Origin of the sequence: Paracoccus sp. (in: a-proteobacteria), assembly GCF_039808215.1 — a bacterium.
Taxonomy (GTDB): domain Bacteria; phylum Pseudomonadota; class Alphaproteobacteria; order Rhodobacterales; family Rhodobacteraceae; genus Paracoccus.
Genome location: NZ_JBDHSP010000012.1, coordinates 61,145 through 75,015, shown reverse-complemented (window position 1 = coordinate 75,015; position 13,871 = coordinate 61,145). Strand labels below are relative to the sequence as shown.

The 13,871-nt window shown below is 68.4% G+C and carries 12 protein-coding genes and 1 tRNA gene; all 13 read right to left on the bottom strand.

Annotated elements, in window-relative coordinates:
- Positions 1 to 403: 403 nt before the first annotated feature.
- The 13 genes from WMK75_RS06715 to WMK75_RS06655 all read right to left on the bottom strand — a co-directional run bounded on the left by WMK75_RS06715 (position 404) and on the right by WMK75_RS06655 (position 13,863).
- Positions 404 to 479, bottom strand: a tRNA-Gly gene (locus tag WMK75_RS06715).
- A gap of 130 nt (positions 480 to 609) precedes the next feature.
- On the bottom strand, positions 610 to 2,334 hold the full coding sequence (locus WMK75_RS06710) for a biotin carboxylase N-terminal domain-containing protein (protein WP_347266897.1): 1,725 nt from the start codon (positions 2,332 to 2,334) through the stop codon (positions 610 to 612).
- Entirely contained in the window at positions 2,331 to 3,908 is a 1,578-nt protein-coding gene (locus WMK75_RS06705) for an urea amidolyase family protein (protein ID WP_347266896.1), read from the bottom strand. Before WMK75_RS06705 ends, WMK75_RS06710 begins: the two co-directional genes overlap by 4 nt.
- On the bottom strand, positions 3,905 to 4,666 hold the full coding sequence (locus WMK75_RS06700; protein WP_347266895.1) for a 5-oxoprolinase subunit PxpA: 762 nt from the start codon (positions 4,664 to 4,666) through the stop codon (positions 3,905 to 3,907). The genes WMK75_RS06705 and WMK75_RS06700 overlap by 4 nt, the downstream gene beginning before the upstream one ends.
- Positions 4,667 to 4,675: 9 nt before the next feature.
- A complete protein-coding gene (locus WMK75_RS06695; RefSeq protein WP_347266894.1) occupies positions 4,676 to 6,403 on the bottom strand; it encodes a peptidase M14 in 1,728 nt (575 codons plus the stop codon).
- Positions 6,400 to 7,251, bottom strand: coding sequence for an ABC transporter permease (locus tag WMK75_RS06690; RefSeq protein ID WP_347266893.1), 852 nt, complete (start codon positions 7,249 to 7,251; stop codon positions 6,400 to 6,402). The genes WMK75_RS06695 and WMK75_RS06690 overlap by 4 nt, the downstream gene beginning before the upstream one ends.
- Positions 7,252 to 7,254: 3 nt before the next feature.
- Positions 7,255 to 8,178 carry an ABC transporter permease gene (locus WMK75_RS06685; protein WP_347266892.1) on the bottom strand — a complete coding sequence of 308 codons (924 nt, stop codon included), beginning with the start codon at positions 8,176 to 8,178 and terminating at the stop codon, positions 7,255 to 7,257.
- A 58-nt stretch (positions 8,179 to 8,236) separates the two neighbouring features.
- Positions 8,237 to 9,760, bottom strand: coding sequence for an ABC transporter substrate-binding protein (locus WMK75_RS06680; protein ID WP_347266891.1), 1,524 nt, complete (start codon positions 9,758 to 9,760; stop codon positions 8,237 to 8,239).
- 26 nt (positions 9,761 to 9,786) lie between these two features.
- Positions 9,787 to 11,616 carry an ABC transporter ATP-binding protein gene (locus WMK75_RS06675; RefSeq protein WP_347266890.1) on the bottom strand — a complete coding sequence of 610 codons (1,830 nt, stop codon included), beginning with the start codon at positions 11,614 to 11,616 and terminating at the stop codon, positions 9,787 to 9,789.
- An 8-nt stretch (positions 11,617 to 11,624) separates the two neighbouring features.
- On the bottom strand, positions 11,625 to 11,993 hold the full coding sequence (locus WMK75_RS06670; RefSeq protein ID WP_347266889.1) for a hypothetical protein: 369 nt from the start codon (positions 11,991 to 11,993) through the stop codon (positions 11,625 to 11,627).
- Between the two features lie 147 nt (positions 11,994 to 12,140).
- On the bottom strand, positions 12,141 to 12,779 hold the full coding sequence (locus tag WMK75_RS06665) for a trimeric intracellular cation channel family protein (protein ID WP_347266888.1): 639 nt from the start codon (positions 12,777 to 12,779) through the stop codon (positions 12,141 to 12,143).
- Complete coding sequence (rnhA, locus tag WMK75_RS06660; RefSeq protein ID WP_347266887.1) at positions 12,776 to 13,243, bottom strand: ribonuclease HI; 468 nt, start codon at positions 13,241 to 13,243, stop codon at positions 12,776 to 12,778. The genes WMK75_RS06665 and rnhA overlap by 4 nt, the downstream gene beginning before the upstream one ends.
- Entirely contained in the window at positions 13,240 to 13,863 is a 624-nt protein-coding gene (locus WMK75_RS06655; RefSeq protein WP_347266886.1) for a glutathione S-transferase family protein, read from the bottom strand. The genes rnhA and WMK75_RS06655 overlap by 4 nt, the downstream gene beginning before the upstream one ends.
- Between the last annotated feature and the right edge of the window lie 8 nt (positions 13,864 to 13,871).

Genomic DNA, 13,871 nt, shown 5'->3' with positions numbered 1-13,871 from the left:
ATAGCTGCCCTGCCGCAGCTTCGGCACCCAGCCGGGTTCAGCGTGCCCAGACGGGTATCGAGAGCGCGCTCGCGATATGGGGCGTTCTCCTCGCTGAAGCAGCGCTGGGACGCCAACGGCCCCGACCGCAACGGCAGCTATTCCGGGGCGCTGATCGTCACCGAGATGTGCAAGGACCGGTGGCCGGGCCTTCGCGCAACACCGCAGCCGCCAGATCCATGCCGCAGAGTTGCGGTCCCTGCCGGCCTTGCCAGGCCAGACACCACCGCGAGCCACCCCAACGGCCGAGGAGCACAAGGGGAACCGGTCAGGGCCACCATGTCCGACAGCTGGTCCATGTGGCTGTCATGGCTTGTCCGGAGAGAGGGTGATTTTCGCCATCCGGCAGGGGCGACGAGAATCATGGAGCGGGCGACGCGGCTCGAACGCGCGACCCTCAGCTTGGGAAGCTGATGCTCTACCAACTGAGCTACGCCCGCAACGCCTTCCTGATAGCGGCAGCCTCTGGCGGGCGCAAGGGCAAAACTCGCTGCCGGATGCGCGGCGAGTGCCACCTGCTGGCGAGGCCCGCGCGGATACCGTCCGGGGCGGAAAGGCGCCCGGTCCTGGCTATGGCGCAGGTGGTCCTGCGGGGGCCAGTTCGGCCAGTGCTGCCCCGGCAGAGAGGGTCTCGCCGGGGCGGGCAAGATGGCGCAGCCGCCCGGCGCGCGGGCTGTCGATGCGGGTCTCGGCCTTCATCGCCTCGATCACCGCGAGGGGCTGGCCCGCGGCGACCTCGGCCCCATCCTCGACCAGCCATTTCTGCAGGAGGCAGGGCATGGGGGCACGGATATCGCCGTCCTGGGCGGCCTCGGGGGGCGGCGCGGCGGCAATGGGCGCGGCGCTGAACAGCCCGGCGGGCAGGGCAAGGGCGTGGCGGCGCCCGTCGATCTCGACGAAGCTGCGGATCAGCGCCGGGTCCGAGGGCAGGCTGCGTTCGGCGGGCGGCAGCGGCGGCATTTCGGTCTCGATCCAGTTGGTATGGACCTTGAATCCGTCCTCGCCGGTGAAGTCGCGCGCAACCAGCACGGCGCGGTGAAAGGGCAGGCTTGATGCCGGGCCTTCGATCACGAATTCTGCCAGCGCGCGGCCCGCGCGGGCAAGGGCGCGGCTGCGGTCGGGTGCGCTGACCACCAGCTTCGCCATCAGCGAATCGTAAAGCGCCGGGATCTCCGAGCCGCTCTCGACCCCGCTGTCGAGGCGAATCCCCGGCCCCGAGGGCGGGCGAAAGCGCGCGATCCGGCCGGGCGTGGGCAGAAAGCCGCGGCCCGGATCCTCGGCATTGATGCGGAATTCGATCGCGTGGCCGGTGGGCGCGGGGGTTTCGCGCACAGACAGCGGCAGGCCGTCACTGATGCGCAGCTGTTCCACCACGATGTCGATGCCGGTGGTTTCCTCGGTCACGCAATGTTCGACCTGAAGCCGGGTGTTGACCTCGAGGAAGGAAATCACCCCGGTCTGCGACAGCAGGAACTCGACCGTGCCGGCGCCGACATAGCCGGCATGGCGGCAGATATCGGCGGCCGCAGTATGGATGCGGGCGCGCTGATCGTCGCTGAGGAAGGGGGCGGGGGCCTCCTCGACCAGCTTCTGGTTGCGGCGCTGCAGCGAACAGTCGCGCGTGCCCAGAACCACGGTATGGCCGAGGCTGTCGGCCAGCACCTGCGCTTCGACATGACGGGGGCGGTCGAGGAATTGCTCGGCGTAGCATTCGCCACGGCCAAAGGCCTGGGTCGCCTCGCGTACGGCGGAATCGTAAAGCTCGGCCACCTCGCCCATGTCGCGTGCGACCTTGAGCCCGCGCCCGCCGCCGCCGAAAGCGGCCTTGATGGCGATGGGCAGGCCGACCGCGCGGGCGAAGGCCAGGGCCTCGGCGGCGCTGGCAATGGGGCCGTCGCTGCCCTGGACCAGGGGCGCGCCGACCGACGCTGCGATGCGGCGGGCCTCGATCTTGTCGCCGAGGGCGGCGATCACCGCGGGGGGCGGGCCGACCCAGATCAGCCCGGCATCCAGCACGGCTTGCGCGAAATCGGGACGTTCCGACAGGAAGCCATAGCCGGGATGGATGGCGTCGGCGCCGGCGCGGCGGGCGATGGCGATGATCTTGGGGATGTCCAGATAGGTCTCGGAGGCGCGGCCGGGGCCAAGGCCAAAGGCCTCATCGGCCAGTTCGGCATGCAGCGCGGCGGCGTCGGCATCGGAATAGATCGCGACCGAGGCCACGCCGTAATCCCGTGCGGCGCGGATGATGCGCAGCGCGATCTCGCCCCGGTTGGCGATCAGCAGCTTCTTCATGGCTTGGCCTCCTTGATCGGGCCCGGAACGGGATGGAAACGGATCTGCGCCCCCGGCGGGATCTGCGCGGCAAGGTCCAGGTGGTGACGCGCCACCACCGCGATCACCGGATAGCCGCCGGTCAGCGGGTGATCGGCCAGAAACAGCACCGGCTGGCCGGAATGCGGGATCTGGATCGCGCCGGGCACCGTGCCTTCCGAGGGCAGTTCGGTGTTGTCGCGCCGCCTCAGCGGCTGCGCGCCGCTGAGGCGTTTGCCGGTGCGGCTGATTTCGGGGGTGACCTGCCAAGTCTGGTCAAGGAAGCATTGCCGCGCGGCCGTGGTGAACCGATCCGCGCGCGGGCCGAGGATCACCTGCAGCGTCACCGTCTCGCCCGGCTGCGGCAAGCGCGGCTGGGCGCGGGGGCAGGGATCGACCGCGCCGGCGGGCAGGTTCGCAGGGGTCAGCCGGTCGCCCGTGGTCAGCGGTTCCGGCCCCAGCCGCGCCAGCGTGTCGCGCGCGGCCGAGCCCAGCACCGGCGCGGCAAGATAGCCGCCGCGCAGACCGAGATAGCTGTAGCAGCCATGTCGGGGCGGGCCGATCTGCAATTCGTCCCCGGCATCCATGGCGAAGGCGCGGCCATGTTCGGGGGTGGCATCGCCGCGCGGCCCGGTGATCCGCAGCGGGCAGTCCGCGCCGGTCAGGGCGAGGGTCAGCGCCCGCTCGGCGCGAAGGGTCAGCCCGCCAAAGGTGATCTCCAGCGCCGCCGCGTCGCGGGGATTGCCAAGGCAGCGGTTTGCGGCATGAAGGCTCGCGCGGTCCAGCGCGCCCGATCCCGAGACCCCCTGTCCCGCCTGCCCCGGCCGTCCCGCGTCCTGCAACAGCGCCGGGCGGTCGGCGCGCAGGATGCGCAGGCCATCGCCCTGCTGCGGGCGGGGGGTGGGGATCGCGGCGGGCGCAATCACCGCATCCCGGCCCATGTCCCGAAACCGCACCCGGTCGCCGGGGGCCAGCAGCGCCGGGCGCGCCCGCATGAGGTCCCACATCGGCACCGGTGTGCGGCCCAGCAACTGCCAGCCGCCGGGGCTGTCGCTGGGGTAGATGCCGCCAAACACCCCCGCCAGGGCCACCGAGCCCGCCGGGATGCGCTTGCGCGGCACCTTGCGGCGTGGCACGTCCAAGGCCGGATCGTCGCTGGTCATATAGGCAAAGCCCGGGGCGAAGCCGGTGAATGCGACGGTGAATGTCGCCGCCTGATGGCGTGCGATCAGTTCGGGGACGCTGCAGCCCAGGTGCGCGGCGACCTCGGCCAGATCCTCGCCGTCATAGATGACCGGGATGTCATGCAATTGCCCCTGCGGCGGGCAGGCCGCGGTCAGGTCCAGCGTGTGCAGATGCGCGGCCAGCGCCTTGGGGTTCAATGCCAGCGGATCGAAGCGCAGCAGCAATGTGCGCGCGCCGGGGACGATATCGGTGATCCCCTCGGGCGGGGCGGCGCGTAGCGCCTCGAGCAGCGCCAGCATGGCGGGCAGGTCCGCCAGTTCCACCAGCAGCCCGTCGCTGCCCGCGGGCAAAAGGCGCAGGTCCGCGGTCATGGCGCGAAGGCGGCAAGACTGACGCCCGCCGCCGAAAGATCGGCGCGTAGGCGGGCGGCGATGGCGACGGCGGCGGGGCTGTCGCCGTGAACGCAGATCGACTGCGCCTCAAGCGCGATTTCGGTTCCGTCCTGGGCGGCGATGCGCCCGGTCCGGACCAGCCGCAGCATCCGGGCCGAGATCGCCTCGGGGTCATGCAGCACCGCGCCGGGCTGACCGCGCGGCGCTAGGCTGCCGTCAGGCTGATAGGCGCGGTCGGCGAAAACCTCGCAGATCACGGTCAGTCCGGCGTCGCGGGCGCGCGCCACCACCGGCGCGCCCGACAGCGCCAGCAGAGGCAGCGCCGGATCCACGGCGCGGATCGCGGCAATCACCGCATCGGCCTGGCGCATGTCATGGACGATGGTGTTGTAAAGCGCGCCATGCGGCTTGACGTAAGTGACCCGCGTGCCCGCCGCATGCGCCAGCGCCTGCAGCGCGCCGATCTGATAGATGCAATCGGCAGTCAGATCGGCGGTTTCGGGCGACATGGCGCGGCGGCCAAAGCCCACCAGGTCGGGATAGCCCAGATGCGCGCCGACCGCGACGCCCTGCCGCGCGGCCTCGCGCAGGCTGCGCAGGATGCCCGAGGGATCGCCGGCGTGAAAGCCGCAGGCGATATTGCCGCTGCTGACGATCGCCAGCATGGCGGCGTCATCGCCCATCTTCCACGGGCCGAAGCCCTCGCCAAGGTCGCTGTTGAGATCGATGCGGGTCATGGTTCCGGCTCAGGCGATCAGGGGTGTGGGCAGGATCGCCGCAGGCAGCGCCTGCAACGCGGCGTAAGCGGCAAGGACGGTCGCCATCTGCGCGGCGTGACCGGCGCGCAGGGCATCACCGTAGATCGTCTCATCGGGATATTCGGTGATCAGCGTCATCGGCACGCGGTGGCGGTCGTCCTGACCGATCAGCACCGGGAAACCGTTCAGCATCTGGAAGCCCGTCTCACCGGCGTGACGCTCAAACAGCGCGATCTGGGCGGCGTTGAAATCGGCAAGACCTGGCACGTTGCCCAGTTCCCGCGTGACCTGATCCATCAGGGCCTGCGCAGGGGCCTCCCAGCCGGTGGCGTGGCGCATGACAAGGAAAAAGCCCTTGGGGATGGTCCACATCTCGAATCCGCGCGGAACATAGCCCGACAGAGGCCGCGTCCATTCATGCGCCGGATAGCCGTGCAGGTTCACATGCAACAGCGCGTGGGAGCGGGCCTCGGCCTCGCGCCGGATCGCCTGTTCGTAAAGCTCCGCGCCCTCGCGGTATTCCAGATCGTCGCCAAGCGCAGTGTAGCGGGCGGCGTGGTGCATGTGGCGGGCGTTGTCTTGGGTCAGCCGCTGGTGCAGAGCATAGCCATCGGGGTTTTCCAGGGGCGACAGGGTGAAATGCGCGCCCTCGCGTTTGGCCAGTTCAAGGCCGGCGCGGAGCGCGCCGATCGGGGCGCTGATCTCATTGGCGTGCTGCCCGGCCGAGATCATCATCGCGCGATCGCTGCCCGGATGATGCACCGCCGCGACCGGACGGCCCGCGACCGAGCGCGCCGCGAAACGCGCGCCGGGGATGCGGGTCAGTTCCTCGGCAATCTGGACCTGCGAGAGCGCGCGCTCCGCCGTCTCAAGCGGCTGGCGGTGATCCGAGACCGAGGCCCCGTCCAGCGCGCGTGTTTCCACCCGCACCGAGGCCAGCGCGCCAAGGCGGATCTCGGGCACGATCTGGCCCGGTTGCAGCCGCCGGTCGCCTTGCGCACGGCCGGAACGCTTCTGGAAATGTTCCAGCGCCGAGAAATAGAAATCCTCATGCAGGGCCTCGCGCAGGGACATGATCTCATCGCCATGGCCCAGATCCTCATCGGCAATAGGCAGGCTGGCGGTGATGTTCAATTCCTGAAAATAGGGCTCGGCCTGCCAGTCGGCATTGCGGATTGCCTGCATGGCCTGGTGAAACAGCGTCTCATATTCGGTCGCAAGTGCGGTGGCCTTGCCGTCCGCGATCAGCCAGCCGCAGGGTGAAAGCGCGGTATTGCCCGCGTCATCCGGATGGCTGCGGTTCGGCGCAAGAACCGAGGTCGTAACCTCGCGCCCGTCCGCATAGATCAGGCTGAGGTCATAGCGCGGCAGATCGGGGCTTTCTGCGCCTTCGGTGAACTCGAAGGCCACGGCGGGAAACAGCGCCGTGAGCGGATAGCTTTCCAGCAGGAAACGGCGCGGCCCGGCGTCCTTGTGGCGGGGCCAGGTGATGCGGGCGCGCGTCAGGCCCGCAGTCTCGATTTCCTCGCGGAAAGCGCAGAGCAGCGGCTTGTAGGCCGAGCGGCAGCGCGCCGTGATGCCGCGGGCGGCAAGGCGGGCCTCGGCGCGGCGGCGGGTGGCGCTGTCGTCGAAACTCCAGGTCTCGACCGTCGCGGCCTCCAGGGTCTCGGCCAGACCGGCCAGCGCCGGGGGAAAGGTCTTTTCGAACAGGATCAACGGTTCGTCCTTCCGGTCGGGTCCAGGAGGTCGCGCAGCCAGTCGCCCAGCAGGTTCAGCGCCAGCACGGTCAGCAGGATCGCCATCCCGGGCACCACGGTGATCCACCAGGCGGTCTGCAGATAGGTCCGGCCCTCGGCCAGCATGCCGCCCCAGGACGGGATCGAGGGGTCGACGCCCAGCCCGAGGAAGGTCAGCGAGGCTTCCAGCAGGATGTTGTTGGCGACATTCAGCGTCATCAGCACGATCACCGGCCCCAGCAGATTTGGCAGGATATGCGAAAAGATGATGCTGCGGTCGCGCACCCCGATGGCGCGGGCCGAAAGGATGAATTCACGTTCGCGCAGCGTCAGCGCCGAGCCGCGCACCAGGCGGGCATATTGCACCCATTGGCTGACGATCATCAGCACGATGGTCGTGGTCAGCGAACCGCCGACGATGGCGACCACGGTGATCGCCAGCAGGATGAAGGGCAGGGACAACTGCACATCGGCAAAGCGCATCACCAGCACGTCCCAGAAGCCGCGGTAATAGCCCGCGACCAGCCCCATGATCACCCCCAGCACCACCGAACCCGCGACCGAGATGATCCCCACCTTCAGCGAGATCCAGCCGCCATTCGCGACCCGCGCCAGGATGTCGCGCCCCAGCGCGTCAGTGCCCAGCAGATGCGCGGGATCGGTCAGGGGCGGCACCAGCCGCGCCTTCAGCGAGATGGCGCCGGGATCGGCAAACAGCCAGCCCGACAGCACAACCGTGCCGACGATCAGTGCCAGCAGCACGGCGCCAGCGATGAATTCCAGCGATTTCAGATGCCGCAGCGGCGAGGGGGCGGTGGTCGAGGCCATGACTCATTTCTCCCGGATGCGGGGATCGACAAGGCCATAGGCGATGTCGACCGCAAGGTTCACCGCGACGATCATCACCGCCAGGATCATGATCACTGCCTGCAGCACCGGGTAGTCGCGCGCCGCGACCGCATCCAGCGCCAGCGAGCCCATGCCGGGCCAGTCGAAGACCCGCTCGATCACCACGATGCCGCCCAGAAGCCCGCCGAACTGCAGGCCGAAATAGGTGATCAGCGGGATGGCGCAGTTCCTCAGCGCGTGCTTGTAAAGCACCTTGGCCTCGGACAGGCCCTTGGCGCGGCAGACCATGACGAATTGCGCGTTCAGCGTCTCAAGCATGGTGGTGCGCACCAGCCGCACATTGGTCGCGGTCAGGATCACCCCCATGGTCAGCGCCGGCATGACATAGCTGGATGCGCCGGTCATCCCCGAGGGCGGCAGCCATTGCAGATGCACCGCCAGCACCAGCACCAGCATCATCGCCAGCCAGAAATTCGGAAACGACAGCCCGATGAGCGAGCAGATGCGGATGACCTGATCCGCCAGCCGCCCCTTGCTGATCGCCGCCCAGACGCCCAGCGGAATGGAAATCGCGATCGACACCGCAAGCGAGATCAGCGCCAGAGACATGGTCGCGGGCAGCGCCTTGCCGATCAGCAGGTTCACCGGCGTACTGCCGATGAAGCTGTTGCCGAATTCCCAGGTCAGCAGCCCTTTCAGCGACTGCAGATATTGCAGCCAGAAGGGCTGGTTCAGCCCCAGCCCCTCGCGGATGCGTTCGAGGTCGGCCTCGGTGATGGTGGTCGAGCCCTGCGCGATCATCAGCGCCGGGTCGCCGGTCATGCGGATCGCCGTGGCCACGATCAGGCTGACCACCAGCACGACAAAGACCGCCTGAAAGATCCGTCTGAGGATGAAACCGAACATCGGCGGCCTCCTGCATGTCTGGGATGCGCCCCCCGGATCGCCCGGGGGGGCGGCGGGATCACTCGACCGAGACGCCGTTCAGCCGCAGCCGGCTGTCGGGCGGGGCGACAAAATCCTTGACGCGGGTGTTGATGCCGTAGATCGCGTTCAGGTTGTAAAGCGGCATCTCCAGCGCGCGGTCATAGGCATAGGCGGCGATTTCCTTCAGGATCGCCTCGCGCTTGACCGGGTCGGTCAGGTGGCGCTGGCTTTCCAGCAGCGCGTCCATCTTGGGGTCGCTGTCATAGGGGTTCCACTTCTCGCCGGTGTGATACATGGAATAGGCGGTGTTGTCGTAATCGAAGGTCCAGCCACCCCAGCTTTGCTGAAACAGCGCCCCGGTCTTGCCCTGCGGGATGATGTCATTCAGGAATGTGTTGGTCTCGTAGGGCTTGATGGTGGCGTTGATGCCGACCATCGACAGATAGGCCGCGACCGCCTGCGCCACCTCGCCAAAGGTCGCATCATTGCCGCGGATGTCGATCTGCACCGCGGTGCCGGGCTTGACGCCGGCCTCGGCCAGCAGTTTCTGCGCGCCCTCGGGGTCATAGGGCAGGGGCTTCAGCGCGGGGTCATAGCCGAACGACAGCTTGCCCTGGAAACTGGCGATGACCTCGGCCTGACCGCCGAGGATTTCCTTCACGATGGTGTCGCGGTCCACGGCCATGATCAGCGCCTTGCGCACACGCTCATCGGCGGTGATGCCGTCGCGGGTGTTGTAGCGCAGCGCATAGACGGTCGGACCGGCGGTGGTGACCAGATCGAGCTTCGCATCGGCCTCGATGGTCGGGATCATCGAGACGGGAATCGTCGGCGGGATCACCAGATCGACGCGGCCGGCCTGCAATTCCGCGACCGCCGTGGCCGGTTCGGTGATGAAGCGGAATTGCAGCTCTGAGAGCTTCGCCTTGTCGCCCCAGAACCCGTCATAGGCCGCCATCTTCAGCCCGACCTTGGGCTCATAGGAGGTGACCTTGAACGGGCCGGTGCCGACCGGCATCAGGTTGAATTTCTCGTCGCCCACCTCGGCGATGTATTTCGGCGGCACGATCATCGCGCCGTAACCGGCCAGCTTGGTCAAGAGCACCGGGTCGGGGGCGGAAAGATGCATGTCGACGGTGTGATCGTCGATCACCTCGACCTTGTCGATGGCGACATAGTTCGAGCGCTGCGGCCCCTTGGCGCCCTCGTCGCCCAACAGCCGCTCGAAGGTGAATTTCACCGCCTCGGCATTGAAGGGCTCGCCATTGTGGAAAGTCACGCCCTCGCGCAGCTTGAAGCGGATGCGCTTGCCCTCGTCGAGTTCCTCCCATGAGGTCGCAAGGCCCGGCACCAGCTTCATGTCGGGGCCGCGATAGGTCAGCCCGTCGAAGATATTGGTTGCGGCCGAGGCCCAGTTCACCAGAAACGTGTCGATCGGGTCCCATGAGCCGGGGTCCTGCGGGCTGGACACCACCAGCGTGCCGGTGGCCAGCGCCGGGCTGGCCAGAGCCCCGGCCAGCACCAGCGCCGCGGTCCCGGCGAGCCTTGCGGAAATGGTCATGCGTCTTCTCCCTGTGTCCTCTTTGGTCAATGTTCGGCGACGAAATGGCCCGGCGCGATCTCGTGCAGCGGAATGGGCGGCGGTTCCTGCCCGACCGGGCGCAGGATCGAGGGGATCTCGCCTTCAAGCATCGGGCGGGCCTTGCGCTGGCCGGGATCGGCCACCGGCACCGCCGACAAAAGCCGGCGGGTATAAGGATGCGCGGTCGTCTCGAACACCTGCGCGCGCGAGCCCAGTTCCATGATCTGCCCGGTGTAAAGCACAGCGACGCGGTGGCTCATCTTTTCGACCACCGCCATGTCATGGCTGATGAACAGATAGGCCAGCCCCTCGTCCTTCTGCAGATCCATGAACAGGTTGATCACCTGCGCCTGAACGGACACGTCCAGCGCCGACAGCGCCTCGTCGGCGATGATCAGCCGCGGTTGCGACGACAGCGCGCGGGCGATGCAGATGCGCTGGCGCTGGCCGCCGGAAAATTCATGCGGATAGCGCCGCGCCATGGCGGGCTGCAGCCCGACGCGCTCCAGGAGCTCGCCCACGCGGGCCTCGATGGCACGATCATCGTCCATGAGGCCGTGGGTGCGGATCGGCTCGGCCACGGAAAAACCCACGGTCTTGCGCGGATCGAGCGAGGCGAAAGGGTCTTGGAAAATATACTGCACCTCGCGGCGCAATCGCTGGCGGGCGGCGCGGTCCATGCCCGACAGGGGCTTGCCGTCGAACAACACCTCGCCCGAATTGGCGGCCTGCAGCTGCTGGATGGTGCGGCCGATGGTGGATTTGCCGGAACCGGATTCACCGACCAGCGCCAGCGTCTCGCCGGGCCAGAGCGACAGGCTGACGCGGTTGACTGCGCAGGCGCGATGCGTGGTCCGGCCCCAGAAGGTGCGCGCGACATCGAAATGCACGTCCAGATCGCGCACCTGCAGTAGCGGCGGCACGGCATAATCGGCGGTGTCCTGATCGCGGGTCTCGCCCTCGAGCCGGGCCTCGTCGCCCTCGAGCACGGTCAGCGCCTCGCGCAGCGGATACCGGCGCCCGGCCATCGAGCCCAGCCGCGGCACGGCCGAGAGCAGCGCGCGCGTATAGGGGTGACGCGGGGCGGTGAAAATCTGCTCGACCGGGCCTTCCTCGACCTTGCGGCCATGGCGCATGACCACGACATCATCGGCCATTTCCGCCACCACGCCCATGTCATGGGTGATGAAGATGATCGCCATGCCCAGTTCGGCCTGCAGGTCCTTCATGATGGTCAGGATCTGCGCCTGCACGGTCACGTCCAGCGCCGTCGTCGGCTCGTCCGCGATCAGCAGTTTCGGGCGGCAGGCCAGCGCCATGGCGATCATCACCCGCTGGCGCATGCCGCCCGACAGCTGGTGCGGATAGCGGCGCAGCTGGCGCGCGGCATCGGGCAGGCGCACCAGTTCCAGCAGCTGCTCGGCCGCGGCCAGCGCCTCGGTGCGGGACTTGCCCTCGTGCAGCATCAGCACCTCGGACAGCTGGTCGCCGATGGTGAACAGCGGATCGAGCGAGGTCATTGGCTCCTGGAATATCATCGCGATCTCATTGCCGCGGATGCGGCGCATGGCCCTCTGGTCGCAGCCGATCAGATCGAGGGGCTGGCCGTCGCGGTGAAACAGGATGCGGCCCTGCGGATAGGTCGCGCCGGCGATGTCCGCCAGGCGCATGACCGACATCGAGGTGACCGACTTGCCCGAGCCGCTTTCGCCGACCACCGCCGTGGTGCGCCCGGCGCGCACCGAGAAACTCAGCCCGCTGACCACCTCGGAGGCGCCGAAGCGCACCGAGAGGTTCTCGACGTTCAAAAGTACCGCAGGGTCGCGCTCGGTCATCTGCCCCCTCAGAAGGTTGCGGCCGCGCGCGCGGCCTGGTCATAGGCGCCCGACAGCATGCGCAAGAGCGCCGCCGCCTCGGACAGCCGGTCCTCGGACAGCCGGCTTTCGGCGGCGATGTCCAGAAGCAGCTTGTCGCGCAGCTGGCCGTAGCGCTGGCAGGCATCGAACCCCGCATCGCTGATCGAGACCAGTTTTTCCTTGCCGGCGCGGCGGGTAGTGATCAGCCCGTATTCGACCTCGGAGAGGCCCGGCAGCCGGCCCGAGGCCAGATGCGCCGAGGATACCACCGGCCCGACGCCGGGCGCGCCGTCATCGCCCGGACGCGCCGCGCCAATCGCGGCGATGGGCGATGCCCGCCGACGATTCGCAATCATGCGTCCCCCTCCGTCTTCCGAAGAAAACATCGAGAAATTGCATGGCTTGTGTCAACGATTTCCTGCGCCGGGCGCAAGGCGCAGCCCAGGCACCGCGCGGCTGGACAGGCCGGAAACGGATGGAAACCGGCTGCGGCCCGCCCGGCGTCAAAGCCCGTTGCGGCGTGGCCGCGGCCGATAGACCGGCAGGCGCCAGCCAAAGACCATGCTGCCGGCGCGCAGGCCCAGCACGACGACGCCGCAGATGAACAGCGCGCTGGGCAGTTCCGCGCCCATGGCCAGCACGACCAGCGCCGCGACCGCGCCCCCGAAGGTCGCGGTGATGTAAAGCTCGCCCTTGCGCAGCACCATCGGCACCTCGTTGCCGACCACATCGCGCATCAGGCCGCCGAAAGTGCCGGTCATCACCCCCATCAGCACCGTCACGATCGGGCTGACGCCCACGCCCAGGGCGACGCCGACCCCGGCCGGCACCGCCACGGCCAGCGCGCAGGCGTCCAGCCACTGGATGGCGCGAAAGCGGTTCTCCAGCCGATGCGCGGTAAAGAACACCACGATCGCCGCGCCCGAGGTCAGCAGCAGCAGTTCCGGCCGGCCGATCCAGAACACCGGAACCCGCCCCAGCACCAGATCGCGCAGCGTGCCGCCGCCGACGCCGGTCAGCACGGCGAAAAAGATGAAGCCCACGACATCGAGCTGGCCGCGGCTGGCCACCAACGCGCCGGTCAGGGCAAAAATTGCCACGCTGGCATAGTCCAGCGCCAGCACCAGGTGATCAATGTTCATCCCGCGGCCTTTCGCGGCTTGAAGGGCGCCATGCCGGCGCGGGCCAGCGCGTCGGCGCGCTCGTTCTCGGGGTGGCCGGCATGGCCCTTGATCCATTCCCAGCGCACCTTGTGACGCGCCTGCGCCGCCTCCAGCCGCTGCCACAGATCGACATTCTTCACCGGCTTGCGGTCGGCGGTGCGCCAGCCGTTGCGCTTCCAGCCGTGCAGCCACTGGGTGACGCCGTTCTTCACATAGGCGCTGTCGGTGGTCAGGGTGATCTCGCTCGGCCGGCTCAGCGCCTCGAGCGCGCTGATCGCCGCCATCAGCTCCATGCGGTTGTTGGTGGTCTCGGCCTCGCCGCCCGAAAGCTCGCGTTCCTTCAGCAGCGTCTGGCCGTCCAGCGCGCGCATCAGCACCCCCCAGCCGCCGGGGCCGGGATTGCCGCTGCAGGCGCCATCGGTCCAGGCATGCAGCGCGGTCACGATTGCGGCCCCCGATAGCCCGGCAGGCTTGCGATCCGCGCCAGCCAGCGCCCGATGCCGGGGAACCGCGCCATGTCGAAGCCGCCACGTTCGCCGGCGGTGCAGGTATAACCGTAAAGGCAAACATCGGCGAGGCTCGCGCCCCCGTCCACCAGCCAGTCATGCGCCGCCAGCCGGTCCTCCATGACCTGCAGTAGCGCATGGCCGCGCTCCAGCAGGTCGGCCATGCGCCCGGGCGTGGCCTGCGCGCGCCGCTCGGGATAGAAATTCAGCGCCCCGCGCACCGCCACCACGCCCTCATGCTGGTTCTGCTCCCAGAACATCCAGGCCAGCATGCGCGCGCGCAGGACCGGATCGGCCGGCACGAATCGCGTGCCCTCGCCCAGAAAGCACAGGATCGCGTTCGATTCCGGCAAAAGCGTGCCATCCGCCAGTTCCAGCACCGGCGCCTTGCCGAAGGGCAGCCGCCCCGTCGCCCGCGCCGCCGCCAGCGCGGCCGATCCCGCCTCGACATCGACGGTCTCGCAGCCGCGACCAAGCAGCGCCAGCAGCAGACGCACCTTGTAACTGTTGCCCGAGGAAGGCATCGACCAGAGCTTCATCAGGGGACTCCACGTCATTTCCGTTT